Raw genomic sequence first — 26755 nt, forward strand, 5'->3', positions numbered from 1 at the left:
GGGTGGCCCGCCACTTCAAACTTCGACATCCAAGAGGCCCACTGCCATGTCAAACCCCACAGTCGTCGGTTTTTCCGGCAACATCACCCGGCCGTCAAAGACGCGCGCCTTCGTCGATCTCGTTACCAGGGACATCGCCGCGCGCCATGGCCTGTCGGCCAGCACCTACGACATCGAGGATGTCGGCCAGTCGCTGGGCACGGCACGGTGGGCGCGCGACCTCGACAGCCAGGCGCAATCGATCCTGGCGCACATCCTCGCGGCTGATGTGCTGGTGGTCGGCTCGCCGACCTACAAGGGCAGCTACACCGGTCTGTTCAAGCACTTCTTCGACCTGATCGATCCGGCCGCGTTGCGGGGAAAGCCCATCGTGCTGACCGCGACCGGCGGCGGCGAACGCCACGCCTTGATCGTCGAACATCAGTTGCGGCCGCTGTTCGGCTTCTTCGAGGCTTTTGCCCTGCCGACCGCCGTCTACGCCACCGACAAGGATTTCACCGACGGCGTACTGCGCTCCGAGGCGATCCTGAAGCGCGCGGCGCAGGCGGTGGACGAGGTTGGCTTCGTGCTGGCCAACCGCGCGGCAGGCCGGATCGCCGCCGAATAGCAACCGATCGAAATCCGCACCGGCGGCACCCTCGCTTACGTGCAATTTACGACCGCCCGCTACAAAGTTCCTGTCTGATTCGTCCGGGACAGGAACACCATGAGTAAAGCCCTCACGACCTTCGCACTCGTCGCCGTCCTGACCGCCTTGCTCATGGCGCTGAGCCTGGCGGTGGCGAGGCACGGCTACCCCTATGGCGCGATCGGCGTCAGGCGCCTCGACGGCATCGCCGATGCCGGAACCTTCATTCCGCTGGCCGCCGTCTTTTTCTTCAGCGCGCTGTTGATGATGATCCTGCCGATCAGGGCGGCCAGCATCATCCTCACCCATTGCGCCGACGCGATTTTCTGGACGGTGATCGTGCTGTTCGCCACCATCGTCGGCGGCCTCCTCGCCCGATGGGCCTTCGGCCAGGGTAGTGCGATGCTCGCGTTGCTGAACTGGCGGTTCCTGTTTGCCGTGGCGGTCGTCGGCTGCCACTTCGTCATGAACGAATTGCGGCGCAACGTGCTGTTGCGCAGCCTGTTCTTCGTGATCTTCGCCGCCGCGACGCTCGCCTGCCTGTTCTGGTCGTTCACACTCTAAAAGCGGAATAGTCGTCCGCCCGCACTCTCTGTTGGCGAGGTGACGGAAGGCTGCACGGCTTGTTGTTGCGCATCCCGCATGCCTCAAACGGGGCGGGAGGATGAGACCTGTCGGGCGCTCGCTCCGGCTGGATGAATTGCGCAAATTTACAATCTGCGCGGCCGCCGTTCCAATAGTCTGGCTCCATCGAAAAAGAACAAGGAGCTACGAGAATGCACCGCCGCGAATTTGCCAAAAGCCTCATCGCGGCAGCTCTTCTCGGCGGTCTCACCGATCGCAGCGCCGTCTCACAGGAGAATACGACCATGGCCAAGCCGATGCCGTTCAAAATCGCCATTTCCGATGACCAGCTCGCCGATCTCAAGGCGCGCCTGCGCCACACCCGCTGGCCGGATGAACCCGCCGGAGCAGGATGGATGACTGGCACGAACCTCGACTACATGAAGAAGCTGACCGACTACTGGCTCCATGACTATGATTGGCGAAAGGCCGAAGCCAGCCTGAACGCATTGCCGAACTACAAGGTTGATATCGAGGGGATCGACCTGCATTTCGTCCATCAGCCGTCGAGAAAGAAGGACGCCACGGCAATCCTTCTGCTGCATGGGTGGCCGGACAGTTTCTATCGCTACCACAAGGTCGTGGATGCGCTGGCGGAGGAATTTCACGTCGTCGTGCCGTCCATTCCAGGGACCGGCTTCTCCGGCAGGACGGCGCTCCCCGCCGACAAGGTGGCCGACATTTTTGCCCACCTGATGAATGACGTGCTGGGTTACTCCAGCTTCATCGTGGCTGGCGGTGATCTGGGGTCGGTGATCGCCATGTCGCTGGCGCAGCGCCATCCGGACAAGCTTATCGGCTCCCACCTGACCGATGTGGGCTACCCGGACCAGACCACGGATTTTGGCGCCCTCAGCGGGCCGGAGCAGGGTTACGCCGGGGCGATCCAGCAATGGTTCTTCATGCATGGCGCCTTCAACCTGGTCCAGGCGACAAAGCCGCAAAGCCTCGCCTTCGCCATGAACGACTCGCCCGTCGGCCTAGCCGCATGGATCATGAGCTTCATGGCCGGGATGGGGGTCGGCGACGAGGCCGATGCCAGATTTGGTCGCGACGCGCTCTTGACCAACATCATGATCTACTGGCTGACGGAAACGGCGGCCTCGTCTTTCCGCATTTACAATCAAAACGCGATGCAGCCGCCGACCATCAAGGGAAAGAACACGGGGGTGCCGGTGGCGGTGGCGACTGAGGTGCCGATCCCGGGCGGCGTTCGCTTGCCGTGTGAATGGGCGGACCGCCAGACCTCGGGAAATGTCGTGCAATTTCACGATATGGAAAAGGCGGGCCATTTCGCCGCCTGGGAAGATCCCGCGTTCTATGTCGAAGACATCAAGCAATTCGCGGCGCTTGTCGCGAAATAGCGCAGCCATGAACCTCCGATGCCGAGCGAACCTCGCCCGGCATCAGATCTTGTGAACAGCATCGAGGTTTGAGGGCAGGGAACCCATGATCTTCTTTATGGATTTGATCATGTGCGGTTGATCCGTATAGCCAAGATCGAAAGCCACGGCTGCGGCGCTATCGCCTGCTTTCAGGCGCCGAACCGCCTCCTGCGCGCGGCGGATCAACTGGAAATCCTTCTGCGTAATACCGATGGTGTTTTTGAAATGCTGTCGCACCGAGCGTTTGGAGGCGGCCTTGGGCCTCTCGGTGAAGGCCCTCGCCACGACGTCGTCGGACGCAAGCAGCCCCGCCGCGATCATCTCATCGACAAGAGCTTCGGCGTTCAGGAATGTCGGCAAAGGCAGCTTCACGCCGCCCAATGAAAACTCGTCTTCCTCCACATCCAGAAAACGGACCGCCGCGCCGGTCCGCACCTCCTTGTCACGCGCAAGATAGACATGGGCGGCAAATGAGATGACGACCGAGTGCTCGCCCTCGACATATGGCACGTCGACAGGCTCGGTTGCCTGACCGCTCAAGAACACCACGGATCTTCCGTCCGGCGCGACGCTGCGGAGCAGATCCCACGAGCCGTCCGGGGTGGCTTTGTAAATCCCGTCGCTCAAACATACGGTTTGCCAGACGGTGTCGATCCAGGGATGGAGGGATGACCGGCTCGTGTGCTTTTGGACCATGATCGGCAATTGCTCCGGCAAAACTGCGACGTCGATTCATGAATGGAGATTACACAGTCGAACCCTTGCGCGACGGCGTCCAGCCCTTGCGAGCGACTTGCGCAAGAGAAGCTCTCTGAGACCGGGGGCGGTAGTCCGCCGGGGATGTCGGCGCTGTCGTGGCCGGCTAATCCTGCGATCCGGCGGCGATGTTGGCGGCGGCCGTTTCCATCCATGTCCAGAGATAGGTGGCGAGGCCACGGTCGAGATGGATGCGCAAGCTGCCCTGATAGCGGTACACGATGGCGCTGATACCGGCGAAGGACAGTGCCGCGCTGGCGCTCGCCTGATTTGGATCGAGCGTTGTCCCGCGTGCGATGAAGGCCCCAAGCGCCGGCCCTTCTACCTCGAACACCTGCAATCCGGCGCTGATCTCCGTCACGGCGAATCCCTCGGGGAACCACCCCGTGGCCATGCCGATGGGCGTGGTGGACACGGCGAGCAGGCGGTCGCGCGCGATGCGGACCGAATAGCGTATGCCTTCCGCCAGGCCGAATGCGCCAACGGCCGTTCCATCGAAGCCGGATGCCTCGGCCCATGCCGCCAGGTCGCCGCTGACCAGACGCTGGTGCAGCCCGGTAACCGCGCCTATCTTGAGTCCCGGTACTTCGATCGTGGCGTTCCGCCAGTCCGGTGCGACGGACCATTTTTCCGCGAGGTCACGCATGGAGCCGCTCCCCTGCCGGGTCGAAGGCGCAAGGGGCGGCAATCGTTGCCGTGCGGACCTTGCCGAGATGCTGGATTTCGATCGTCTCGCCGTGGCGTGCCGCGCCACGCTCGATCAGGCCGAGCGCGATCGGTCGGCCAAGCGTCGGGCTCTGATAGCTCGACGTGACAAAACCCTGGCTGTGCAGCTTGCCATCGACCCGTCGGATGCCATGCGCGCCAGTCGGCAGCGGCGCTCCGCCTTGCGGCACCGTCAGCCCGACAAGCTGCAGGCGGTCCCCACGCGACGCCTCCTCGGTGAACAACGAGCGGCGGCCGACATATTCGGTCTGGCGTTTGGCGCGCGGGCCCTCGCTACCAAGGTCGTGTGGCAGCGTGGTGCCGTCCGTGTCCTTGCCGATGACGATGAAGCCTTTCTCGGCGCGCAGGATCATCAGCGCTTCGAGGCCAATGATGACGGCATCGAATGCCTGCCCGGCCTGACGCAGATGCGCCCACAAGGGCTCGGCGCGATCGGCGCGGATGGACACCTCATAGCTCCTGTCGCCGGTGAAGCTGACGCGCGCGACGCGGACCGCGTCGCCGCCATAGCTGCCGTGGCCGACCGCCATATGCGGCAGCTCGGCATCGTCGAGCGAGAGGCCAAGATCGACTGTTTCCAGCAGCTTCCGGGCGTTCGGTCCAGAAACGGTCAGCGTCGCCATGTCCGCTGTGGCGTTGTGGATATAGACGGCGTCACGGCCGAAACGGTCCTGGCGCCATTCCTCCAGCCGGGCGTGCACGGCAGCAACATGCGAGGACGAGCACGACACGACGAAGCGATGCTCGTCCAGCCGCACCAGCACGCCGTCATCGAAGACCACGCCGTTCTCCGACAGCATGAAACCGTAGCGGCAACGGCCCGGCTTCAGCGTCGACATGGTGTTGTAGTAGAGGAAATCGACGAATTCGGCCGCCTTGGGCCCGATCACCTCGATCTTGCCCAGCGTCGAACCGTCGAACAGCGCGACCGACCGGCGCGCGCGCAACGCTTCGTCGTGGATGGCGCGCTCCGCATCGGCTTCACGGCCGCCATAGTGGGCCGGGCGCAGCCAGCCGCCATATTCCTGGAACACGGCGCCACTGGTGCGGTGCACGCTTTCGAGCGGCAGCCGGCGCACCGGCGCCATCAGTTCGCCAACGCGCGCGCCGGCAAAGCTTGCCAGCGGCACCGGCGTGAAGGGCGGACGGTAGGTGGTGGTGCCGACCTCCGGCACCGTGCGGCCGGTAATCCCGGCCATCAGCGCCAGGCCGGGCAGGTTGGAGGTCTTGCCCTGGTCGGTCGCCATGCCGAGCGTCGTGTAGCGCTTGAGGTGCTCGACCGAGACAAAGTTTTCGCGTGCCGCGAGTTCGACGTCCTTCACCGTCACGTCGTTCTGGTAGTCGATCCAGATGCGCCCCTTCGAACCGGGCACCGGCCACGCAGCCGCTATGCCGCTCGTCGCTTCAGGTCCGGTGCTGCGCGGCGCTGCTGCCTTCGCCTGGCCAAGCGGTGCAACAGCCTTCTCGGAACTGGCGAACACCTCTGACAACGAGACCGAACCCGCCGCCGCGCCAGCCACGGAAATGCCGTCGACCGGATCGCCCGGCAGGAAAGCGGCGCGTGTCTCGCTCCAGGCGAGCTTGCCCTTGGCCTGGCCGAAGAGATGAATGGTCGGCGTCCAGCCGCCCGAGACCAACGCGCAATCGGCATCGAGCTTGGTGCCGTCGTCCAGCGTCACGCCCTCGACACGCAGCTTGCCGCTGGCGGAAGCAAGCGCACGCCCTTTGATCAGCCGCACCTTGGCCGGCGAGTCGGGCATGCCGTCACGCCTGATGTCGACAAGCGTGACGTCGGCACCGGCCTCGGCGACCGCCTCCGCCACTTCATAGGCGCTGTCATTGTTGGTCGCGACGACGATGCGGCGGCCGACCAGCACCGCATGGCGCCTGAGATAGGCGAGCGCCGCATCCGCCGACAGGATGCCCGGCAGGTCGTTGTTGGCGAAGGGCAGCGGCCGTTCGATGGCGCCGGTCGCCAGCACGGTCTGGCGTGGCCGGACACGCAACAGCGTGTCACGCCGGCCATCGAAATGACGCTGGTTCAGCCCGACCAGATTGTGGTCGTAGATGCCGAAGGCGGTGGTCGCAGGCAGGATCAGGTGGCCGCCGGCGACGACTTCGGCAACCGTCTCGTCGATCCACACGGCCGCCGGCTTGCCATCGATCTCGCCGGCGCGGTGGCCGAGCGATCCACCCGGCTTTTGCTGGTCATCGACCAACGTGACGGAAAGGCCTGCGCCGGCCGCCAGTTTTGCTGCCGCCAGCCCGGCCGGGCCAGCGCCCACCACCAGTACATCGCAATGGTGGTTGATCTGGTCCGCCGTGCCCGACGAGGTCCATTCGGTGTCGACCTTGCCCAGCCCGGCCATGGCGCGGATGCGCGGCTCGAACATGTGCCAGTCCGGCCACATGAAGGTCTTGTAGTAGAACGCCGCCGGAATGAAGCGCGAGAAGCGGTCGAGGAAGGCGTTGCGGTCGGCTTGCGCATTGGGCGTCGCATTGACGCTTTTCGCCATCAGCCCGTCACGGGCCGGTTCCGTGGTGGCGCGGGTGTTCGGCGTCGCCTGTGGGCCACCGACATCGACCAGCGCGTTCGGCTCCTCGACGCCGGCGCCCCAGATGCCGCGCGGCCGGTGGTATTTGAAGCTGCGGCCGACGACCGCGACATCATTGGCCAGCAGCGCCGAAGCGATGGTATCACCGGCGAAGCCGTCGACGGTTGCGCCGTCGAAGCTGAAGCGGATCGGCCGCGAGCGGTCGATGGCGCTGCCGCCAGTGGCGAGACGCGAGGCGGTCATGCCGCGTGCTCCCCGCCAAGCGCGGTCGACGACAGCACCATGTGCGTGACGGTGTCGCGCTCCATGACGAAGAACTCGCCGCAGCTCATGTGAACCCAGATCTCGCGTGCCGTGCCCTTCGGATTGCCGCGCCGATAGAGATATCCGGCCCAGCGATCGGTCGGCACGTCTGCCCCATCCGGCCTGGCATTGCCGGCATCGCCGCCATAATGGAATTCGGTCTCGTCGCGCGGGCCGCAGAACGGGCAAGGAAAGAGCTGCATCAAGAAACCTCTAATGCGCGATGCCGGAGCCGGCCGCTTCGTCGATCAGCCGCCCGGCGGCGAAGCGGTCGAGATCGAAGGGGCGGCTGATGTCGTTGTGCTTCCCGGTCGCCAGCAGGTTTGCCAGCAGCGTGCCGCCGGCGGGAATGGCCTTGAAACCGCCCGTGCCCCAGCCGCAATTGAGGAACAGATTGGGCAGCGGCGAGGGACCGATGATCGGGGAAGAATCCGGCACGACATCGACGATGCCGGCCCATTGCCGCATCAGCTTCAGCTGACCAAATATCGGGAACATCTCCAGCAGCCCTGCGATCACGCTTTCCAGCGTCGGCAGATTGCCGCGCTGCGCATAGGAGGGGATGCGGTCCAGCCCGCCGCCGATGACGATCTCGCCCTTGTCCGACTGGCTGACATAGACGCCGCAGCCGGGCGATAGCACCACCGTATCGAGGATCGGCTTGACCGGCTCGGAGACGCAGGCCTGCAGCGCGTAGGAGTTGATCGGCAGCCGGAAGCCGGCCTTGGCGGCCAGCACCGAGGAATGCCCGGCCACCGCCAGGCCGATGCGGTCGGCGCGGATCGCGCCGCGCGTCGTCTGGACACCGCGGCAGCGGCCGCCTTCGGTGATGAAATCGGTGATCTCGCAATTCTGGATGATGTCGACGCCGAGCCGACTCGCCGCCCGCGCGTAACCCCAGGCGACCGCGTCATGACGCGCCGTGCCGGCCCGGCCTTGCCAGATGCCGCCGAAGACGGGGAAACGCGCATCCGGGGAGAAATTGTAGACCGGCGCCACGCGGCGCACATCTTCCGGAGAAAACAACTCGGCATCGATGCCGTTGATCTGCATGGCGTTGACGGTGCGCGCGCCGATCTCCATCTCGGCCGTCGAATGGCAGAGATTGACCATGCCGCGCTGCGACAGCATGACGTTGTAGTTCAGATCTTTCGACAGGCCTTCATAGAGCCGGTGCGCCAGCCCGTAGAGTTCGACGCTTTCCGGATAATAATAGTTGGAGCGCACCACGGTGGTGTTGCGGCCCGTATTGCCGCCGCCGATCCAGCCCTTTTCCAGCACGGCAACTCTGGTGATCCCATGGTTCTTGGCCAGGTAATAGGCCGTCGCCAGCCCATGGCCGCCGCCGCCGATGATGATCGCGTCATAGGACAGCTTCGGCTCGGGCGAGCGCCATGCCTGCTTCCAGCCGGTCTGGCCGGCCAGGCCCTCCTTGAACAGCGACAGAGCGGAATAGCGTCGGGTCATGGCATGTCTTCCGCAGGGGAGGCAGCGCTTCTTTCGGTCATGCCCGCATCGCCTTGCCCGTTGGATCGTAAGGCGACGAAGCGATGACGCGCGCATTTCTTTCGACGCCGACGATATGGGTTGTCAACTCGGTATCAATACCGGCCGCATCGCGATCGACAAGCGCCATGGCAAGGCTCTTGCCGACCGTATGGCCATAGCCGCCCGAGGTGACGAAGCCGGCAAGCTTGCCTCTGCTCCAGATAGGCTCGTAGCCGCTGGCATCGGCATCCACGGCGTCGATTTCCAGCGTCACCAGAGTTCGCCTTGATCCAGCCTTCTGCTCTTTCCGCGCGGCCTCGCGTCCGATGAAGTCGCCCTTGTCGAAAGCAATCCAGCGGTCCATGCCGGTTTCACCAGGCGTGTAGTCCTGCGTGAACTCGCGCGACCAGATGCCAAAACTCTTTTCGAGCCGCAGCGAATTGACCGCGCCAAAGCCGTATTCGGTGACGCCGAGGTCGCTTCCTGCCGAAAGCAGCGCGCGGCGCAACCCGGCGTGCTCGTTGGCCTGGCAATGGATCTCGTAGCCGAGTTCGCCGATGACCGACAGCCGCCCGACTTTGGCCCGAACCAGGCCGACATCGAGCGTCTTGCAGGCGAGGAAGCCGAAGGCTTCATGCGAAACATCCTGGTGCGTCAGCCGTTCCAGCAGACGGCGCGCATTGGGGCCGGCGAGCGAAAAGCCGACGACCGCGTCCGAAATGTCGCGCACATTGACGCCGTCGGCGAGATGCTGCTCGAACCAACGCATATGCCATTGGCGAAGATAATAGGACCCCATGATCCACCAGGAGCCATCGCCCCAGTTGAAGACCGTGAGGTCGCCCTTGAGCTTGCCGTTTTCGCCCAGCATCGGCGCGAGTTTCGCGCGGCCGGGCCTGGGCAGAGCGCAGGCGAGCAGCCGGTCGAGCCAGGCTTCCGCCTGCGGCCCGGAGACCTCGTAGCGCGAGAAGGCGGTGATATCGAGCAGGCCGACGCCTTCGCGCACCTTGCGGCATTCCTGGCCGACGATGTCGAAGGCGTTGGAGCGCTTCAGCGTCGGTGTCTCGACGAACCCCAGCGGCGCGAAATAGAGCGGCACTTCCATGCCCCAGGAACTGCCCCAGTGGGCGCCGGCCGCCTCCATGGCGTCATGCGCGCCGGCCGTCTTTAGGGGCCGCCCTGCCGGCAGTTGCTCGTTGGGATAGCTCATGACGAAGCGCCGCGAATAGAACTGCCCGGTCGTCTGCTTGATGTATTCGCGATTGGAGGCGAAATCGCCGTAGCGGGCGATGTCCATGCCGTAGACATCGGCTGCCGGCTCGCCATGGATCATCCATTCGGCGAGCGACTTGCCGACGCCGCCGCCTTGCAGGAAGCCGGCCATGACGCCGCAGGCCACCCAGTAGTTGGGAACGCCGCGCACCGGGCCGACCAGCGGATTGCCATCCGGCGAGAAGGTGAAGGCGCCGTTGACCCAGCGCTTGATGCCGGCCGTCTCCAGGCAGGGATAGCGGCTGAAACCGAGCGCCAGCTCGTTGGCGATGCGGTCGGTGTCCTCCTGGATCAGCTCGATGCCGTAATTCCACGGCGCGCCGTCCATGTTCCAGTGCTTGTGGTTGATCTCGTAGATACCGAGCAGCAGGCCCTTCTGCTCCTGGCGCATATAGGTGAAGCCTTCGAGGTCGACGATCAGCGGCAATTCCCGGTCGAGCGCCTGGATCTCGGGCAGCGCCTCGGTGACGAGGTAGTGATGTTCCATCGGGGAAACCGGCAGGTCGATGCCGGCCATCCGGCCGACCTGCTTGGCCCACAGGCCGCCGGCATTGACGACGTGCTCGGCAATGACAGTGCCTTTCTCGGTGACCACGTCCCAGCTGCCATCGGCGCGGCGGTTGAGCTCCAGCACACGGTTGTGTTCGATGATCTCTGCGCCGCGTTTCCTTGCCGCCTTGGCATAGGCGTGGACGACGCCCGAGGGGTCGATATGGCCTTCGCGCGCGGCGTAGAGGCCGCCCAGCATGCCGTCGGTGTTGAGGATCGGGCAGCGCTGCCTGATCTCATCGACGCCAACCAGATGGACATCGTCTATGCCCATAGTCTGGAAGATGCGGTAGGAGGCTTTCAACCATTCCCAGCGCTCCGGTGCGGAGGCGACCGAGATGCCGCCGGTCATGTGCATGCCGATATTCTGGCCCGATTCCTTCTCGACCTCCGACAGAAGGTCGATCGTGTAGGCCTGCAGGGCGGCGATGTTGGGGTCGGCGTTCAACGCATGGAAGCCGCCGGCCGCATGCCAGCTCGACCCAGCGGTCAGCACCTCGCGTTCGATCAGTGCGACATCGCTCCAGCCGAATTTCGCCAGGTGATAGAGCACCGAGGCCCCAACCACGCCGCCGCCGATAACGACCGCCCTGTATTGCGATTTCATCCTGTCGCACTCCGTCAGGTTCTGACGGCGCACCTTATCGCCATTGTACACATGTGTCTAGTAAGCTGCGAAGCTGATCCGGAGCAAGCTGGCTATGGGATTTAAGAAAAGCGGTATGGCCGAGGCGGCCGCTGCCTGCGTCTACCGTTTGCCGGAAAGCGTCTTCTCGACATAGCGCGCGAAGTCCTCGACATCTTCCGCCGGAGGCTCCTGGCCGGTGAAGCTGCGCAGATACGAGGCGACCTGGGCCAGGCGGGTGCTCATCGGTTCATTGAGCTCGAGCGAGTAATAGCCGATCTGCATGAAATAGAGCACGCGGGCGCGCACGAACGCATCTTCGTCCTCATAGCCATGGCGCTTGAACATGTCGCGTATGGCATTGACGCGCTCTTCGTCGGCCTCGTCGAGTGCGCGCCGGATGGCGGGCGAGCGGCGGGCCCAGGCCCTGATCGCGAAATCCAGCCGCGGATCGAACAGCTTCTCGTCGACCCAGCATTCGAAAATACTCATCACGCCGCGGATGACGGTCGCGGAAGGCCGGCTGGCGCGCTCGACGATGAATTTTGTGTTTGTCTGCCGCCAGTGATCCAGCAACTGGTCGAGCAGATCCTGGCGGCTCTTGAAATACCAGTAGAAGCTGGAGCGCGAGACGTCGAGTTGCTGGCCAAGCGTCAGCACGCGGACGCGTTCGACGCCGTCCGAGATCAGCGTTTCAAGCGCCAGCTTCAGCCAGTCTTCGCGCGTGGCCTTGATGTTGCCGGTGGCGCCGGCGCGCTGGGTCGTCGTTTCGAGATCTGCCATCGGCACGACGCATGACACGCCGTATCGGGCAAATCAAGGCTATGGACACTAGTGTACAAGGCAATTCGCCTGGGCCTGCGAGACGCTCTGCGGATATTAGCCGGGTTGGCTGCCGATGGGGCTCTGCCGCATCGTCCTGTTGGTGTAACGGCTCGCCTGGGGATTTTTGTCGCGGCTGTTCGGCCAGTGCGTGCTTTCCCGCAAGGCATTTGTCTGGCAAATACCAATTCAGACAGATGCCGCCGCGCGGCCAACCAGCAGGAAAGACCAGGACATGGCGCAGTTTCGAAAGAACCTCATCGATGGCGAATGGGTTGGCGATGCCGGCTCCCGCAACATCAACCCTTCGGACACCGGCGATGTCGTCGGCGAATATGCCTCGGCAGGTGTCGAACAGGCCAAGCAGGCCATCGCGGCCGCCAAGGCAGCATTTCCCGCGTGGTCGCGCTCCGGTCCATTGGCGCGCCATGCGGTGCTGAAGAAGGCGTCCGACGAGATCATGGCGCGCAAGGACGAGATCGGTCGCAATCTGGCGCGCGAGGAAGGCAAGACGCTGGCCGAGGGCATCGGCGAGACCATTCGCGCCGCCCAGATATTCGATTTCTTCGCCGGCGAAACATTGCGGCTGTCGGGAGAAGTCGTGCCAAGCGTGCGGCCGGGCGTGGGAGTCGAGATCACCCGTGAAGCGGTCGGCGTGGTCGGCATCATCACGCCGTGGAATTTCCCCATTGCCATTCCGGCCTGGAAAATCGCGCCGGCGCTGGCCCACGGCAACACCATCGTCTTCAAGCCGGCGGAGCTCGTTCCCGAGAGCGCGTGGTCGATCGTCGACATCCTGCACCGCGCCGGCCTGCCTAAGGGCGTGCTCAACCTCGTCATGGGCAAGGGCTCGGTGGTCGGCCAGGCGATGCTCGACAGCCCCGATGTCAACGCCATCACCTTCACCGGCTCGGTCGGCACGGGAAAGCGCGTCGCCGCGGCAAGTGTCGAGCATATGCGCAAGTTCCAGCTCGAAATGGGCGGCAAGAACCCGCTGGTCGTGCTTGACGACGCCGATCTTGCGGTCGCCGTCGATTGTGCGCTCAATGGTGCCTTCTTCTCGACCGGCCAGCGTTGCACAGCCTCGTCCAGGCTGATCGTCACCGACGGCATCCACGACCGTTTCGTCGATGCGCTCAAGGACCGCATGGGCAAGCTGGTGATCGGCGATGCGCTCGACGCGCAGACCCAGATCGGCCCGGTCGTCGACGCCACCCAGCTGAAGCAGGATGAGGATTATATCGCCATCGGCGTCAGGGAAGGCGCCACGCTCGCCTTCGGCGGCGAGCGGCTCGACCGCAAGACACCGGGCTTTTACCTCAGCCCGGCGCTGTTGACCGAGGCCACCAACGCCATGCGCAGCTCGCGCGAGGAGATCTTTGGGCCTGTCGCCAGCGTCATCCGCGTCAAGGACTACGATGAGGCGCTTTCCGTCGCCAACGACACGCCCTTCGGGTTGACCTCGGGCATCTGCACCTCGAGCCTCAAGCATGCCACCCACTTCAAGCGCAATTCGGAGGCCGGCATGGTGATGGTCAACCTGCCAACGGCGGGTGTCGACTTCCATGTTCCCTTCGGCGGCCGCAAGGGCTCGAGCTACGGCCCGCGCGAACAGGGTCGTTACGCCGCCGAGTTCTACACCACGGTGAAGACCGCCTATACATTCGCAGGCTGATCGGACGCCGGCTTATCGGGCCGGCGAGCCGTCGTTACGGAACCGGCCCGAGGCAATGACATTGCAGGATCTAACCTGGCTCAACCCGCCGCCGCATCACGCCATAAACGGCGATGCGGTGCGCATGCGCACCGGCAAGGAGACCGATTTCTGGCGCGAGACCTTCTACGGCTTCTGGCGCGACAACGGCCACTTCCTGCATCGATCGGTCGAGGGCGATTTCACCGCCGAAGTCACCGTCAAGGGCGACTACAAGGTGCTCTATGACCAGGCCGGGCTGATGGTCCGGCTGAGCGAGACCCATTGGATCAAGGCTGGGATCGAATACACCGACGGCCTTGCCTATTTCTCCGTCGTCGTCACCAACGACACATCGGACTGGTCGCTGGTGGCCATACATGCCGATCCGAACGGCGTGAAGATCCGCCTGACCCGTCATGGCGAGGCGATCCGCGTCCAGTACCTCGATGCTTCGGACGGCCACTGGAAGCCGGTGCGGCTCGCCTATTTCCCGGTCTCGACGACGGTCGATGTCGGCATGATGTGCTGTTCGCCGCAGCGCGAGGGTTTCGAGGTCACATTCTCCGGATTTTCGGTCGGTCCGCCGATTTCACGCGAGTTGCACGACTGACGCCTGGCGACGTCTGCGGCCCAGGCAAGAACTTCGGCTGGCTGCCCCTTCACCAGGGCACGTGTAGTATCTCCAGCTTCGGCAAACCAACCGGCCGGATGCCGAGATCGTTGGCGAGCACGCCGAAAGCTTCGGTCTCGATCAGGTCGCGGTAGGGAATTTCGGGGAAGCGAAGGCCGCCGCGATGCAAGGCGGCATCCACCAGAAGCATGGTCCCACCGACCGCATCGAGGCCGATGATGTCGAGATGCCTGACATCACTGAGATGATAGCGATATGGCGTCAGGATGGGAGGCTGGTGCAGACCGCCGCGTATCTCGCGATAATAGCGATAATCCCTGGTCTGCCGTCGGATAACGAAGCTGTTGAGGTCGAAGCTGCTGCCGCCGGCGATCTTCACACAGTTGGGCACCGCGATGCGATGCCGCGTGGCAATCAGCCGGTTCAGCGCATCGCCGGGAAAGCGCCAGACGTCGATATCGATCCACAACGCCCAGTCGTCGTCTTCCTTTAGCCCGTGCTCGATCAGGTGATTTCGCACCTTGGCAATCGCGCCGCGCCGGGCTCGTTGCATCCTCGGCTTTGCCCGTTTCGCCCTGTCGAACCTGATGCCGACCTGTTTTTGTAGCAGCACAATGTCACGATATTTGCCGGCTAATTGTGCGATTGCGGCCTGCAAGCGCTCCCAGCTTCCATCCAGACTGTCGCCTTCGCAGAAGACCAGCTTGATCCTGTCCTTGGGGTAGTCGAGCCCGTCCAGCGTATCGAGGAATGGTTGGATGAGGTCGGCGGCATCGCGAAGCGGGACCAGGATGGCAATGTTGCCGCCTGAAGGCGGCGGCGCCGACAGGACGGCCTTGTCGACGACGGCTTTCGCCACCGCCTCATCCAGATAGGCGCCGCGCGTCAGGAGATAGCGGAGTCGGTAGGCCCGGTTGCGGAGCTTGGTCGTCCATTTCGGCGGCGCCTCCGGGATCCACCATGTGCCGGCCCAGTGATGGATCGAAAGTGCTGCCGTATCGTCGCCGGCCTCACGCTCCGTGCTGCCGTCCGACGTCACCGGCGTGAACAGGCCGGAGGGGTGAATGGCAAAGGTCGCCTGATCGCTGTAGGCGAGTTGCGCCGAGGTCAACAGGCAAGGACCGGTCGCGTCGAGCACGTCCTTGGCGCCGGCGAGCCCAGGCATCATGGACAGGAGATGCAACCAGAACGGATGTCTGGGCGGGCTCGCCATTGTCCCATTGAAGAGGAGGTAGGGCAGGCCACGAAAATCCGCCTGGAGGGCCGCATGCGAAGCCGGCTCTTTGCACAGCACGACACGGGTCTCGTCCATGATCGGATCGAAGGGGGCGACGCATTCGCAGTCGATGTCGGCGTAGACGCCACCAAAATGATGCAGCAGCATGTAGCGGGCAGCATCTGACCGCTTCACGCCATTCGTATAGTTGCAGAACATCGGCAGGAAATCAGGGTAGTGCCCGGCCACGAATTCGAGCAGCATCCGGTCGCTCCAGAACATTACGGTCCAGTGCGGATTGTGCCGTTTCCAGCTGTCGGCATAGGCCTGGAAACGCGCGGGAATGGTGTCGCTCTTCCATGTCTGGTGCAGGATTGCTGGAATCATACGGCGGCACCGTTTGGTCCAAGCCCGTCACGAACGGCGTCGTGGATCGCTTGCGGGCCGAACCTGGCCCATACCGCCTGATGCGCGCGAAGGCGCTGCCGCGCCCTGCGTTGGGGGGTCGAGACAGAGTCCGATGGCCATCTCGGCCAGCGTTTCGTCAGTGTCAGACAGCAGCACCTCGTCGTTTTCGACCAGGTCCAGGCCTTCGGCCGCGATCGGCGTGGCGATCACCGGCACGCCCGAGGCCATTGCTTCCAGGATCTTGATGCGTGTGCCGCCGCCCGCCGTCAGCGGGACGATGGTGAGATGCGCGCTGGACAAGAGCGGCGCGACATCAGCGGGATCTTCAATGAGCTCCACACCAGGCAATCTGGCCAATGCCTGCACCTCCGGTTTCGGTGTGCGTCCAGCCAGGACAAGCCTGGCATCCGGCAGGGCGTTTCGGATACGGGGCAATATGACACTGGCCAATCGCTGCGCGGCATCGACGTTCGGCGGATAGGCGAGATGGCCGATGAACGCGATCACCGGAAAGCCGTTGCTAGTCGACGGCTCGGCAGGCAGCTGCCCGGAACCCTCGACGGCTTGCGGAATTCCGTTCGGAACGATGTCGATCGGGATCTTGTGCCGGGAAAGCATCATCAGCTTCTGGCGATCCAGGTTCGAGCAGACCCATACCTTGTCGACAAGGGACAGCGCTTTTCTTTCAAGGTACCGGACGCTGAATGCCGCGGCGGATCGCTTGGCACTGAGACGCCTGATCTGTCCGGCCAGGTCGGACTCGACATTGTGCATGTCGAGAATAAGCTGCTCGGCCAGCGGCCGCAGGGGCCGCAGCAGCTTGAACAGGCCGACGCCCTCGACAATGATGGTGTCCGGGCGGAATTCACGGGCCAGCGTCTCAAGCCGCGTCAGGGCGGAACGCGGTATGCGACTCTCCGCCCTTGAGCGCCACCAGCCGATCGAAGCCGTGCGGGGCTCTCCCTCGATCGACAGGCCCTCGACGCGGATTAGCGGACCGGGAGCCTTCTTGGCTATCTTCGGCCGCACCGAAACCAGGCAGACCGGTCCGAACCTGGCGGCCGCTTCGGCGTTGCGGTAGTTTCTCAGATCCGAACCTGATGCTGCGGGAAAGGCCGGGTCGTGCGACACGATCAGCGTACGTTTCTGGGCCTGCACGGGGACAGCCGGTTGCGTGCCTGCGCCGTTCGATGCGGACGCCGGGGGCGTTGCGTCAGGCAGGGGGTCCGATTCAGATGGCATGATAACGATTCCGTGACCACAAACAGCGGAGCCACCTTGTTTAGCTGAACAAGGCTTTCGTCAAGCAGTGCCTGCTTTTGAATATTTCCGTCCCGAGCTCTTGGCGGGCGGCAAGGCTCATCGTCTGGACCAGGCCAGCCAGCGCGCCGCCAAACGCCTGCGCAAGGAGGTGAAACGGGTTCGCCTGTAGGCGTCACCCGCCATCTTGATGCCTTGTGCCTGTGTCGGGAAGGGATGGATAACATCGGCCAGGGCATGCAATCCCATGCCCGACCGGATGGCGAGCGTCACCGCATTGATCATCTCGCCGGCATGGCTGGCGACGACCGTCGCCCCCAGTATGCGGTCGGATCCCTCCCGGACATGGATCTTGACGAACCCTTCCTCCTCGCCGTCCATCACGGCGCGGGCAACATCATGCATCAGCACCGTATAGGTCTTGACCGGAATGCCGTTGCGGCGTGCCTCGATCGGATAGAGCCCGACATGGGCGATCTCCGGATCGGTATAAGTGCACCAGGGCACGACGAGTTCACTGAGCCTTTCGCGCCCGCGAAACAGGGCATTGCGCACGACAATGCGCGCCGTCGCTTCGGCGGTATGAGTGAACTTGTATTCCAGGCACACATCGCCCGCCGCGTAGATGTGCGGATTTGTGGTTCTCAGGTGATCGTCTACCTTGATGCCCTTGGCGTCATACGCCACGCCGGCCTCCTCGAGGCCGAGACCCCTGACATTCGGCGAACGGCCGACGCCGGTGATGATCTCGTCGACGGAGATCGTCGTCGTGTCGCCGTCCCGCACAAGGTCGGCGAGCTTCTTGCCGCCCTCTCTGCGCACCGCCACAACTTCGGTGTTTAGGCGCACCTCGACCCCCTCGCGCGCCAGCGCGTCCGAAAGGATCTGCGCGGCGTCGCGTTCCTCGCCGGGCAGGAACATCGGATCGCTCTGCGCCAGGATGACCTTCGCGCCGAGCAGGCAGAAGGCCTGCGCCGTTTCGCAGCCAAGCGGCCCGCCGCCGATGACCAGGAGCCGCTCAGGGCATTTTGTGAGGTTGAACATGCTCTCATTGTCGAGATAGCCGGCCTCGGCAAGTCCGGGGATCGCCGGCCCGCTCGGATGCGCACCCGTCGCGACCAAGGCCTTCTTGAAACGCAGCGTCTTGCCGGCGGCCACCACCGTGTCGGGTCCGCCAAAGCGCGCTTCGCCGAAATAGAGGTCGATGCCTTCGGCCGCGATGGCCGAGGCAGAATCGATGCGGCTGAGCCGCTGCCGGATCTGCCGCATCCGCATCATGGCCCGCTCGAAGTCGACGTGAAGACGCTCCGGCGTGTCGCCGCCGAAATTCTCGGCATCGCGCATGTCGGCATAGAGCCTGGCCGTGCGGATGATTGCCTTCGACGGGACGCCGCCGACATTGACGCAGGCGCCGCCGATCAGCCCGCGCTCAATCAGCGCGACCTTCGCGCCAAGACTCGCGGCGTCACGCGCCGCGGTCAACCCGGCCGGTCCGGCGCCGATGACGACAAGATTGTACTGGCCGTCGGGGGCCGGGTTCTTCCAGTGCGGCGGATGCGCGGCCCGGACCAGGTCGACGTCGTTGCGGTCGACAGGGAAGGTGGCGGCCTTTGTCCGTTCACGCGACATCGCCGTCCCCTGTCGCCTGGGACAGCCAGCCGCCGGTGAAGCCGGCCTTGCCCAGGCCGCGGCGGATGTGGGGATTGGAGCGCATCAGCTCCCAGATCAGGCGCGAGCGGTGGTTCTCGATCATCATCACCACGATGCCCTGGTCCAGCCCGTAATGGCCTTCCGACACCCAGCCGTTGCGGCCGAATTTTCGCCGGTTGGCCAAGGTCGGATTGAAGCCGCTCGGCAGGCGGAAATTGTCGATCACTTCGGGGTAGCGGTCGCCGAGATGGCGCATGGCAGCCAGGCAGATGTCAGGTGCGAAGGGCAGCGAAGCCGGATAGGACCATGGCGCGATCGTCCCGTCATCCGGCCCGAACGGTGCGCCGCGCGCGGCATAGCCGGAAAACCGGTGCCTCCGTCGTTCCACGCTGGCGCGGAAGCCGCCCGGCCCATCGCCGGCGGAGAGCCCCCAAAGGTTCTCGCCATAGCCGTCAAAGCCATAGGGGTTATGGCGGGCATAGTCGCGCTGCAGGTAGGTCGAGCGGCGGCTGTTTTCGAAATAGTCGGAATTCTTCTCGCGCATGAAGGCGTCGCGGATGCCGGCGAAATCGATCCAGGCATGCGAGAACTGATGCATGAACAGCGGCCCGCCATAGAGCACGTCATGGCCGTAGATGTTTTCCCACTGGTAAGTCGCCGTCCAGGCCTCATAGCTGTCGTTGGAGGTCGGGCTGTCGGGCGAGGCCATCGACAGTACGTAGAGGATGGTCGCCTCGTTGTACCCCTCCCAGCCATAGTGGAGGAAGCCGCTCTTCGGCTTCCAGCCTTGCCGCAAGGTCGGAGTGCTGCCTTGCGCCCAGCGCCAGTCGACGCGCCGATAGAGCGCTTCGGCCAGTTGCCGGATTTCGGCTTCCTGTTCATTCTCGCCTGAGAAATAGGCGCCGGCCACCAGCATGCCTGATATCAGCAAGGCGGTATCGACCATCGACAGCTCGCAGCGCCAGACGCGCAGCCCGGTCCGCATGTCGAGGAAGTGGTAGTAGAAACCCTTGTGGCCGGTGACGTCGTCGCCGCCGCCTTGCGGGCTGGCCGAGAAAAAACGCAGCGCCGCAAGCGTCAGCTCCACCGCCGCCGCGCGCGTCATCCAGCCGCGCTCGACGCCGATCGGATAGCAGGACAGGGCAAAACCGACGACGGCGATGCTGGCTGGCGAGTTCGGCCGCGACGTGTCGGCGACCAGGCCGTTGTCGGGGTTCACATTTTCCAGGAAATAGCCGAAGGCGGCGCGCTGGTAGCGGTCCAGAAGCTCGTCATCGGACAGTGCGGCGGGATCTGCTTCAGGCAAGCGATGCAAACTCCAGCCGGATGGTCGCGGCTCCTGTCGATCGCGAGGCCCCGGTACGGCGGCCATGGGGCATCACCAAACTGTCTCGTCGTGTCATGGCTTTCCCGCAAACCCTGTTGTGTCACCGCCCATTCAGACGTCAGCGACTTACGCCTGTCCAGTTCCGATCGTTGCATCGTCACGCGGAATTGTAGTTGCACGGGCCAATGTGGGGATGTTCCGGCCCGGGTCAATACGTGGCGCGGCCGCCGGAAACGTCGAAGACGGCGGCCGTCGTGAACGAACATTCCTCCGAGACGATCCAGCAGATCAGCGCCGCGACCTCTTCGACCTCGCCGAAGCGAGCCATCGGTATCTTGGACAGCATGAAGTCGATGTGCTCCTGGCTCATCTGCTTGAAGATCGCCGTGCGCACGGCCGCCGGCGTCACGCAGTTCACCGTCACCTTGGTCTTGGCCAGTTCCTTGCCGAGCGACTTGGTCAGCCCGATCACCGCGGCTTTTGACGTGCTGTAGGCGGAGGCGTTGGGATTGCCTTCCTTGCCGGCGATCGAGGCGATGTTGACGATGCGGCCATAGTTGCGCTCGAGCATGTGCGGCACCAGCGCCTTGTTGCAGTAGAAGACGCCGTTGATGTTGATGTCGATAACCCTTTGCCAATCCTCGACCGAATAGGCCCAGGTCGTCATGTTCGGCCCGGTGATGGCAGCGCTGGTGACCAGGATGTCGACGCCGCCAAGGGTTTCGATGGTCGACCGGGCAGCGCTTTCGACGGTTGCTGCGTCGGCAACGTCCACCATCACCCCATGCAGCCCGGGAACAACGGCTTTCGCCTGTTCGATCTGGGCCGGATCGCGATCCCAGACGCTGACGCGTCCGCCTTCCTCGACAATCCTTTGCGCAACCGCCAGGCCGATGCCGGAGGCCCCGCCGGTGATGACCGCCGACCTGCCGGCAAAGCGTCCCGCGAAGTTCGGCATGTGGTCTTCCTCCCAATCGGCGGCGAATGTGAAGTCAACGGCAACCAAGTTCAAGGCGGCATCGCAGTCGCCGAACGGGATATTGGTAGGCCAGCAGAGGGAGGCCGCTACCGGTGCTGGAAAAACTGCAAAAAAAGCTCCCGTTCGGTGGTTATGTCGAGCTTTTCATAGATGCGCCGGCGGTGGTTCTTGACAGTGCCGACGGTGATGCCGAGCCGCTCGGCGATGTTCGCTGTCGGATGTCCAGCGAGGATCAACTGGACGAGTTCCCGCTCGCGCAGCGACAGTTCCGGCCACAGGCTCACCGGGATGGTCGGCTCCTGGCGCGGCGAAGCGCCGGGACCGGTCGGCGCCGAGGTGCGGAAGAACTCGCGTCCGCGCGCCTTGATATCGAGTGCGTGCAGCGCCTCGAACACCGGCAGGCGCTCGTCCAGGAGAGCGATCTCGCTGTCCTTGAACGAACTGGTCGAGCGGTCGAGGAAGATACCCAGGCACCAGTCGCCGCCATCGGCCAGCATGATGCCGACCTCGTCGCAGATTTCCGACTGCGCCAGGAAGCCGGCTATGTACTGGCCGCGCTTGGCTTCTTCGTCCGCCAGTCCCTTGAGTGGCAGGATGCCAAGACGGCGCTCGCGTCGCCACGAGGCGTAGAACGGGTCGAAGACGTAGTAATTGTCGAGATAGCGCCGCACCATCTCGTCCGAGAAACGCCGGTGCTTGACGAATTCCGGCGTCTTGGTCGCCGAGTAGCGGGTGACCGTAACCAAATCATGCGCAATGTCGGCGCCGATCAGGTCGATCAGGCAGTCGACATGCCGGTCGGTGCCGGTGGCCGCGATCGCCTTGGCCAGCGGCGCCCAGATATTGCCCATGCGCATGTCCTTTTCTCGGCGAACCGCGCCTGCCCGTCATTGTGTCTTTTGGCATATGGCGCGATCCGACCCCGAGAATCTAGCCTGCGGTCATTCTCGAAGAGGGAAAGCGACCCGTGGACCAGATCACTACAAACCCCATTGTCATCGGCATCGACGCCGGCGGCACCATGACCGATACGATCCTTGTCGATCAGGACGGCCACTTCAAGATCGGCAAGTCGGCAACCACGCCGAAGAACGAAGCCGAGGGCTTCCTGGCATCGGCCGAGGACGCGGCGGATGCCTGGGGTATCTCGCTGGAATCGCTGTTTTCCGGCGTCAATGTCGTGCTCTATTCCGGCACCGGCATGCTCAACACGCTGCTGTCGCGCACCGGCCGTCGCCTCGGCCTGATCACCACCAAGGGCCTGGAAGACATGATCCTGATGGGCCGCGGCCTGCAGGCCTGGGCCGACTATTCCTATGCCGATCGCCTGCATGCGGTGACCCATCACCATCCCGATCCGCTGGTGCCGCGCCGCCGCACCCATGGCGTCACCGAGCGTATCGACCAGTTCGGCGACATCGTGCTGCCGCTCTATGAGCATGAGGTCGCGGCTGCGGCCAAAAAGCTGATCGCCGACAAGGTCGAGGGCATCTGCATCATGACGATCTTCTCGCACGTCAATCCGGTGCACGAGAAACGCATCGCCGAGATCTGCCGCGAGGAGATCGACAAGGTCGGCGCCGAGATCACTGTCTACACCAGCCACGAGGTCCGCCCGGTCATCCGCGAGCAGTCGCGGCTGAACTCGGTGCTGATCGAGGCCTACGCCACCTCGCGCGGCCGCAAGCAGCTTAGGGGTATCGAGGACATCTCGAAGAAATACGGCTTCAAATATGGCGTGCAGACGCTGCTCTCCTTCGGCGGCCTGACCTCGATCAATCACCCGCGCCTGCACGAAACCATGATCTCCGGCCCGATCGGCGGCATCCTGGGTGCGGCCTATGTCGGCAAGCTGATCGGCAACGACTCGCTGATCTGCTCGGATATGGGCGGCACCTCCTTCGACATGGGTGTCATCTCGCGCGGCCAGACCCGGATCGAGAACGAGCCGCTGATGGACCGCTTCAAGCTCAACGTGCCGACGCTGCATCTCGATACGATCGGCGCCGGCGCCGGCATGATCCTCAAGGTCGACCCGCTGACCAAGAAGGTCTCGCTCGGGCCGGAAAGTGCAGGCTCCGATCCCGGCCCGATCTGCTTCGCCAAGGGCGGCACCGAACCCACCATCGCCGACTGCGACGCCATCCTCGGCCGCCTCAACCCGTATTATTTCCTCGGCGGCAAGGTCGTGCTGCAAGTCGAAAAGGCGCGCAAGGCATTCGAGGAAAAGTGCTCCAGCATCCTTGGCGTTGGGGTCGAGGAGGCCGCCGAAGGCATGATCGACATGCTTGAGGCCGACGCCAACAACGCATTGCGCCGCGTCATCTCCGGCCAGGGCATCCACCCTTCGGAATTCACGCTGCTCTCTTATGGCGGCTCCGGTCCGCTGCATCTGGCCGGCTGCTCCAGGGGCATCGGCTTCAAGGACATCATCACCTTCCAGTTCGCCGCCGCCTTCTCGGCCTTCGGCTGCACCACCGCCGATTTCATGCACCGCCATTCCGTGTCGACGCAGCACGACATCGGTGCACGCGCCAGCGACGACGAGCTGGTCGCCTTCGGCAAGAAGGTCACCAATGTCTGGGACGATCTCACCAGGGCGGCGGTCGACGAAATGATCGTGGACGGTCATGCGCGCGACAAGATCAAGACCGTGCCGTTCCTGATGATGCGCTACACCGGCCAGCTTGAGGACGTCGAGGTGATGGCGCCGCTGTCGGCCATTCAATCGGCCGACGACATGCGCAGGGTTATCGACGAGTTCGAAGCGGTCTACGCCAAGGTCAACCATCGCGTCTCGCGCTATGGCGAAGCCGGCTTCTCGATCACCGAGCTGGGCTTGATCGCCACCGCCGACAAGGTCAAGCCGGTGCTCTTGAAGCGCCCGCTCGGCAAGGCGGACCCGTCCGCCGCGCACAAGGGTGTGCGCGAGGCCTATATCGGCGGGCGCTGGCACAAGGCCAATCTCTACGAGATGGATCGACTGCAGCCCGGACACGAGGTCATCGGCCCGGCCATCATCGAACATCCCGCCACCACGCTCGTCGTTCATCCGCAGGACCGTGTCCATGTCGATGAATGGACGCTGCTGCACTACACCCACGCTTGAGAAGGGCGAACGCCATGCTGGACAAACCCGCCTCCGCGCTCCGCATCCGCGAAAGGCTGATCGAATCTGAACGGCTCATGGAGGAGACCGGCTGCTATGACGGCATCACCGAACTCACGCTGCGCAACCAGGATCCGCTGAAGTTCGAAACGCTGCACACCAAGCTGCGCGCCTATTGCGTCTCGGCGCGCGAAATGGCCCGCCGCATCTCGGCTTCGCCCGGCGTGCGTGAAGTCGGCGAAATGGTCGTCGCCATCTACACGCCGGAAGGCGACGCCATCGCGCTCTCCAACGGCATCATGGTGCATGTGCACACGATGAGCCGCTTCATCAAATGGATGATCCGCAACGGCTACGAGGAAAACCCCTGCATCCGCGACGGCGACATCTTCGCCAACAACGATGCCTTCATCGGCACCGTGCAGGTGCCCGATGTGATGGACGTGGTGCCGATCTTCCATGAAGGCAAGCTGGTCGGCTGGGCGGGCGCGGTCTGTCACGAACTTGAGGCCGGCGGCATCACCCCCGGCGGCGACGTGGCCCTTGCCCAGGAGCGCTTCACCGAAGGCCTGTTCGTCTGCGCCGAAAAGGTCGGCGAGAACGACGAGATCCGTCGCGACTATGTCATCCGCTGCGAGCGCAATCTGCGCATGCCGATCTACTGGGTGCTCGACGAGAAGGCCAAGGTCGCCTCCTGCATCGACATGCGCGAAAGCGTTAAGGCGCTGATCGACGAGATCGGCCTCGACTACTGGATGAAAGTGTCGAAGGAATTCATCGAGGAAGGCCGCCGCGCGCAGCTCGCTCGCACGCGCCAGCTCACCGTGCCCGGCATCTATCGCGGCCACACTTTTTACGGCCACGTCACCGCTGGCAAGCCAGGCTATCAGCCGCTCGGCGATCCCGACTGGCTCTACAACATGCCGATCGAGATGGAGATCACCACCGACGGCAAGATCATCATGGATTTCGAGGGCACGCAGCCCTGGGGCTACCATTCGATGAACTGCACCCCGGCCGGCATGGATGGCGGCATGTTCGTCACCCTGACCCAGCACATGAACTTCGAAGGCCTGGTCAATGACGGCGCCTGGATGGCGACCGAGCTGAAACTGCCGCACGGCACCTGGACCAACCCCGACAACGAGATGGTGGCGACCGCCACCTCATGGGCCTTGCTGCTGCCGGCCTATGGCGTGTTCCAGCGGCTGTTGTCACGCTCCTTCATCGGACGCGGCTTCGTCGAGGAAGCCTTCGTCGGCCAGGTCAACAGCCCGATGATCGAGATGGGCGGCACCAGCCAGTACGGCAAGCTGTTCGGCATGGCGCATTTCGAATGCGCTGCCGCCGGCTCCGGCGCGCTGGCGATCAAGGACGGGCTCGATACCGCCTATGTCGGCTGGAACCCGGAATCCGACATGGGCAATATCGAGGTATGGGAACAGAACATGCCGATGCTCTATATCGGCCGCTCGATCGTTCCCAATTCCGGCGGCGCCGGCAAATATCGCGGCGGCTGCTCCTTCGTCTCGACCTGGCTGGTCTCGAAGACCGACCATCTGCGGCTGGTTACATCGGAACATTCCTCCCGCGTGTTCGACAATGGCGGCATGTGCGGCGGCTATCCGGCGCCGACCTGCCAGAAGCACCGCGCGGTGCGCAACTCCAACATCTTCGAACTCGCCGAAAAACGAGCGCCGCTGGCGCACCACACTGGCACCAACCCGCATCGCTCCGAACTCGAACTGCGGCTGCAGGGCGAGCATGTGACGATGGAAGGGCCCTACATCACCGCCCCGCACAAGACCGGCGACGTCTTCACCCATTCCTACAATGGCGGCGGCGGTTATGGCGACGTGCTGGAGCGCGATCCGCTCAAGACGGCTTTGGATGTCGAGAACGGCTATCTGACCAAGGAAGCGGCCGAGGGCATCTTCGGCATCATGCTGGATGAGGACGAGGACGGCTATCCCGTCGCCAACATCGAGGCCACCAAGCGCCACCGCACCGAGATGCGCGCCAGGCGGCTTGCGCAGGCAAAGCCGGTCTCCGAGTGGATCGCCACCGAGCGCAGCCGTGTCGAAAAGGCCGACTTCGCCCCCGAGGTGAAGAAAATGTATGCCAGCGCGATCAAGCTGTCGTCGCGCTTCACCACGGAATTCAGCGATTTCTGGAGTGTCGACGCCAGATCGATCTTCATGCCGGGAGCAAAGCCATGACCTCGTACAGCAAGGAAGTCATCGCCGATCTGGTCGCGGGCACGCTGCCCTGGCCGCAGACGCGCCGCGTCATGAGCGCCTACAAGGATGACGACCGCTTCTTCAAATATGTCGCCGTGCTGCAGGACCGCGTCGGTTGGAAGGATCCGATCCTGCTGCCGGTCTCGGATCACCTGTTCATCTGCCAGAGCGGCGATGAGCGGGTGACACGCTGCGAGTGCGGCCATTCCTTCGGCGACTATCGCAAGAACTGGAAGCTCAAGGCTTCGATCATCGTGCGCAACACCGAGGAATCGCTGCGCGAAATCTATCCCAACAGCGATATACCCGATCCGCAGTGGATGGAGATCCGCGAATTCATCTGCCCTCAGTGCGGCACCATGCATGAGGTCGAAGCGGCAGCACCCGGCTATCCCATCGTGCATGATTTCCAGCCGGATCTCGAAGGCTTCTATCGCGAATGGCTGGGCAAGCCGCTCTAGGAGAAGGTGAACCGCGTCGACAAATACTCCGGAACCTGATTGCCT

Annotated in this window: 21 protein-coding genes; 8 read left to right on the plus strand and 13 right to left on the minus strand. The window is 63.8% G+C overall.

The genetic code is table 11. The features are described from left to right. Positions 1-46: 46 nt before the first annotated feature. From msuE to HB778_RS17780, 3 genes are all read left to right on the plus strand, one after another. The gene (gene msuE, locus HB778_RS17770) at positions 47-607 is read left to right on the plus strand and encodes an FMN reductase (protein ID WP_183455632.1); all 561 of its coding nucleotides are present in this window, start codon (positions 47-49) and stop codon (positions 605-607) included. Between the two features lie 99 nt (positions 608-706). Then, a complete protein-coding gene (locus HB778_RS17775) occupies positions 707-1192 on the plus strand; it encodes a hypothetical protein (protein ID WP_183455634.1) in 486 nt (161 codons plus the stop codon). Between the two features lie 212 nt (positions 1193-1404). Beyond that, on the plus strand, positions 1405-2616 hold the full coding sequence (locus tag HB778_RS17780) for an epoxide hydrolase family protein (RefSeq protein ID WP_183455636.1): 1212 nt from the start codon (positions 1405-1407) through the stop codon (positions 2614-2616). Positions 2617-2658: 42 nt separating this feature from the next. Here the strand turns inward: HB778_RS17780 and HB778_RS17785 are convergent, their stop codons facing one another. From HB778_RS17785 to HB778_RS17815, 7 genes are all read right to left on the minus strand, one after another. Continuing rightward, entirely contained in the window at positions 2659-3333 is a 675-nt protein-coding gene (locus HB778_RS17785; RefSeq protein ID WP_183465133.1) for a helix-turn-helix domain-containing protein, read from the minus strand. A gap of 166 nt (positions 3334-3499) precedes the next feature. Then, a complete protein-coding gene (locus tag HB778_RS17790; RefSeq protein WP_183455638.1) occupies positions 3500-4039 on the minus strand; it encodes a hypothetical protein in 540 nt (179 codons plus the stop codon). Continuing rightward, positions 4032-6917, minus strand: a complete 2886-nt coding sequence (locus tag HB778_RS17795; protein WP_183455640.1) for a sarcosine oxidase subunit alpha family protein — start codon at positions 6915-6917, stop codon at positions 4032-4034. The genes HB778_RS17790 and HB778_RS17795 overlap by 8 nt, the downstream gene beginning before the upstream one ends. After that, the gene (locus HB778_RS17800) at positions 6914-7180 is read right to left on the minus strand and encodes a sarcosine oxidase subunit delta (protein ID WP_183455642.1); all 267 of its coding nucleotides are present in this window, start codon (positions 7178-7180) and stop codon (positions 6914-6916) included. Before HB778_RS17800 ends, HB778_RS17795 begins: the two co-directional genes overlap by 4 nt. A gap of 10 nt (positions 7181-7190) precedes the next feature. Beyond that, positions 7191-8444 carry a sarcosine oxidase subunit beta family protein gene (locus tag HB778_RS17805; RefSeq protein WP_183455644.1) on the minus strand — a complete coding sequence of 418 codons (1254 nt, stop codon included), beginning with the start codon at positions 8442-8444 and terminating at the stop codon, positions 7191-7193. 37 nt (positions 8445-8481) lie between these two features. Continuing rightward, positions 8482-10893 carry a GcvT family protein gene (locus HB778_RS17810; RefSeq protein WP_183455646.1) on the minus strand — a complete coding sequence of 804 codons (2412 nt, stop codon included), beginning with the start codon at positions 10891-10893 and terminating at the stop codon, positions 8482-8484. 141 nt (positions 10894-11034) lie between these two features. Next, a complete protein-coding gene (locus HB778_RS17815; RefSeq protein ID WP_183455648.1) occupies positions 11035-11694 on the minus strand; it encodes a TetR/AcrR family transcriptional regulator in 660 nt (219 codons plus the stop codon). Between the two features lie 274 nt (positions 11695-11968). Here HB778_RS17815 and HB778_RS17820 point away from each other — a divergent pair, with 274 nt between their 5' ends. After that, positions 11969-13408 carry an aldehyde dehydrogenase family protein gene (locus tag HB778_RS17820; protein ID WP_183455650.1) on the plus strand — a complete coding sequence of 480 codons (1440 nt, stop codon included), beginning with the start codon at positions 11969-11971 and terminating at the stop codon, positions 13406-13408. Between the two features lie 55 nt (positions 13409-13463). Continuing rightward, the gene (locus tag HB778_RS17825) at positions 13464-14039 is read left to right on the plus strand and encodes a DUF1349 domain-containing protein (protein WP_183455652.1); all 576 of its coding nucleotides are present in this window, start codon (positions 13464-13466) and stop codon (positions 14037-14039) included. A gap of 49 nt (positions 14040-14088) precedes the next feature. Here the strand turns inward: HB778_RS17825 and HB778_RS17830 are convergent, their stop codons facing one another. The 6 genes from HB778_RS17830 to HB778_RS17855 form a co-directional block, all read right to left on the minus strand. Continuing rightward, positions 14089-15663 carry a glycosyltransferase gene (locus HB778_RS17830; RefSeq protein ID WP_183455654.1) on the minus strand — a complete coding sequence of 525 codons (1575 nt, stop codon included), beginning with the start codon at positions 15661-15663 and terminating at the stop codon, positions 14089-14091. 27 nt (positions 15664-15690) lie between these two features. Next, the gene (locus HB778_RS17835; RefSeq protein ID WP_244661504.1) at positions 15691-16842 is read right to left on the minus strand and encodes a glycosyltransferase family 4 protein; all 1152 of its coding nucleotides are present in this window, start codon (positions 16840-16842) and stop codon (positions 15691-15693) included. Between the two features lie 201 nt (positions 16843-17043). Then, a complete protein-coding gene (locus HB778_RS17840; protein WP_183455656.1) occupies positions 17044-18573 on the minus strand; it encodes a mercuric reductase in 1530 nt (509 codons plus the stop codon). After that, entirely contained in the window at positions 18563-19900 is a 1338-nt protein-coding gene (locus HB778_RS17845) for a glucoamylase family protein (RefSeq protein ID WP_183455658.1), read from the minus strand. The genes HB778_RS17840 and HB778_RS17845 overlap by 11 nt, the downstream gene beginning before the upstream one ends. Positions 19901-20129: 229 nt before the next feature. Next, complete coding sequence (locus HB778_RS17850; protein ID WP_183455661.1) at positions 20130-20879, minus strand: SDR family NAD(P)-dependent oxidoreductase; 750 nt, start codon at positions 20877-20879, stop codon at positions 20130-20132. Between the two features lie 107 nt (positions 20880-20986). After that, complete coding sequence (locus HB778_RS17855; protein WP_183455663.1) at positions 20987-21757, minus strand: helix-turn-helix transcriptional regulator; 771 nt, start codon at positions 21755-21757, stop codon at positions 20987-20989. Between the two features lie 164 nt (positions 21758-21921). Here HB778_RS17855 and HB778_RS17860 point away from each other — a divergent pair, with 164 nt between their 5' ends. From HB778_RS17860 to HB778_RS17870, 3 genes are read left to right on the plus strand one after another with little or no spacing between them, the layout of a single operon-like run. Further along, positions 21922-24009: a hydantoinase/oxoprolinase family protein gene (locus tag HB778_RS17860; protein ID WP_244661985.1), complete on the plus strand. Its 2088-nt coding sequence runs from the start codon at positions 21922-21924 to the stop codon at positions 24007-24009. Positions 24010-24023: 14 nt separating this feature from the next. Continuing rightward, the gene (locus tag HB778_RS17865) at positions 24024-26228 is read left to right on the plus strand and encodes a hydantoinase B/oxoprolinase family protein (protein WP_183455667.1); all 2205 of its coding nucleotides are present in this window, start codon (positions 24024-24026) and stop codon (positions 26226-26228) included. Next, positions 26225-26710: an acetone carboxylase subunit gamma gene (locus tag HB778_RS17870; protein ID WP_183455669.1), complete on the plus strand. Its 486-nt coding sequence runs from the start codon at positions 26225-26227 to the stop codon at positions 26708-26710. Before HB778_RS17865 ends, HB778_RS17870 begins: the two co-directional genes overlap by 4 nt. Positions 26711-26755: the final 45 nt, after the last annotated feature.

This window comes from Mesorhizobium huakuii, assembly GCF_014189455.1.
GTDB classification, from domain to species: Bacteria; Pseudomonadota; Alphaproteobacteria; order Rhizobiales; family Rhizobiaceae; genus Mesorhizobium; species Mesorhizobium huakuii_A.

Coding starts and splice junctions, on each gene's coding strand:
- msuE (WP_183455632.1), top strand. CDS start 47: ATGTCAAACCCCACAGTCGTCGGTTTTTCCGGCAACATCACCCGGCCG.
- HB778_RS17775 (WP_183455634.1), top strand. CDS start 707: ATGAGTAAAGCCCTCACGACCTTCGCACTCGTCGCCGTCCTGACCGCC.
- HB778_RS17780 (WP_183455636.1), top strand. CDS start 1,405: ATGCACCGCCGCGAATTTGCCAAAAGCCTCATCGCGGCAGCTCTTCTC.
- HB778_RS17785 (WP_183465133.1), bottom strand. CDS start 3,333: ATGGTCCAAAAGCACACGAGCCGGTCATCCCTCCATCCCTGGATCGAC.
- HB778_RS17790 (WP_183455638.1), bottom strand. CDS start 4,039: ATGCGTGACCTCGCGGAAAAATGGTCCGTCGCACCGGACTGGCGGAAC.
- HB778_RS17795 (WP_183455640.1), bottom strand. CDS start 6,917: ATGACCGCCTCGCGTCTCGCCACTGGCGGCAGCGCCATCGACCGCTCG.
- HB778_RS17800 (WP_183455642.1), bottom strand. CDS start 7,180: ATGCAGCTCTTTCCTTGCCCGTTCTGCGGCCCGCGCGACGAGACCGAA.
- HB778_RS17805 (WP_183455644.1), bottom strand. CDS start 8,444: ATGACCCGACGCTATTCCGCTCTGTCGCTGTTCAAGGAGGGCCTGGCC.
- HB778_RS17810 (WP_183455646.1), bottom strand. CDS start 10,893: ATGAAATCGCAATACAGGGCGGTCGTTATCGGCGGCGGCGTGGTTGGG.
- HB778_RS17815 (WP_183455648.1), bottom strand. CDS start 11,694: ATGGCAGATCTCGAAACGACGACCCAGCGCGCCGGCGCCACCGGCAAC.
- HB778_RS17820 (WP_183455650.1), top strand. CDS start 11,969: ATGGCGCAGTTTCGAAAGAACCTCATCGATGGCGAATGGGTTGGCGAT.
- HB778_RS17825 (WP_183455652.1), top strand. CDS start 13,464: ATGACATTGCAGGATCTAACCTGGCTCAACCCGCCGCCGCATCACGCC.
- HB778_RS17830 (WP_183455654.1), bottom strand. CDS start 15,663: ATGATTCCAGCAATCCTGCACCAGACATGGAAGAGCGACACCATTCCC.
- HB778_RS17840 (WP_183455656.1), bottom strand. CDS start 18,573: ATGTCGCGTGAACGGACAAAGGCCGCCACCTTCCCTGTCGACCGCAAC.
- HB778_RS17850 (WP_183455661.1), bottom strand. CDS start 20,879: ATGCCGAACTTCGCGGGACGCTTTGCCGGCAGGTCGGCGGTCATCACC.
- HB778_RS17855 (WP_183455663.1), bottom strand. CDS start 21,757: ATGCGCATGGGCAATATCTGGGCGCCGCTGGCCAAGGCGATCGCGGCC.
- HB778_RS17860 (WP_244661985.1), top strand. CDS start 21,922: ATGACCGATACGATCCTTGTCGATCAGGACGGCCACTTCAAGATCGGC.
- HB778_RS17865 (WP_183455667.1), top strand. CDS start 24,024: ATGCTGGACAAACCCGCCTCCGCGCTCCGCATCCGCGAAAGGCTGATC.
- HB778_RS17870 (WP_183455669.1), top strand. CDS start 26,225: ATGACCTCGTACAGCAAGGAAGTCATCGCCGATCTGGTCGCGGGCACG.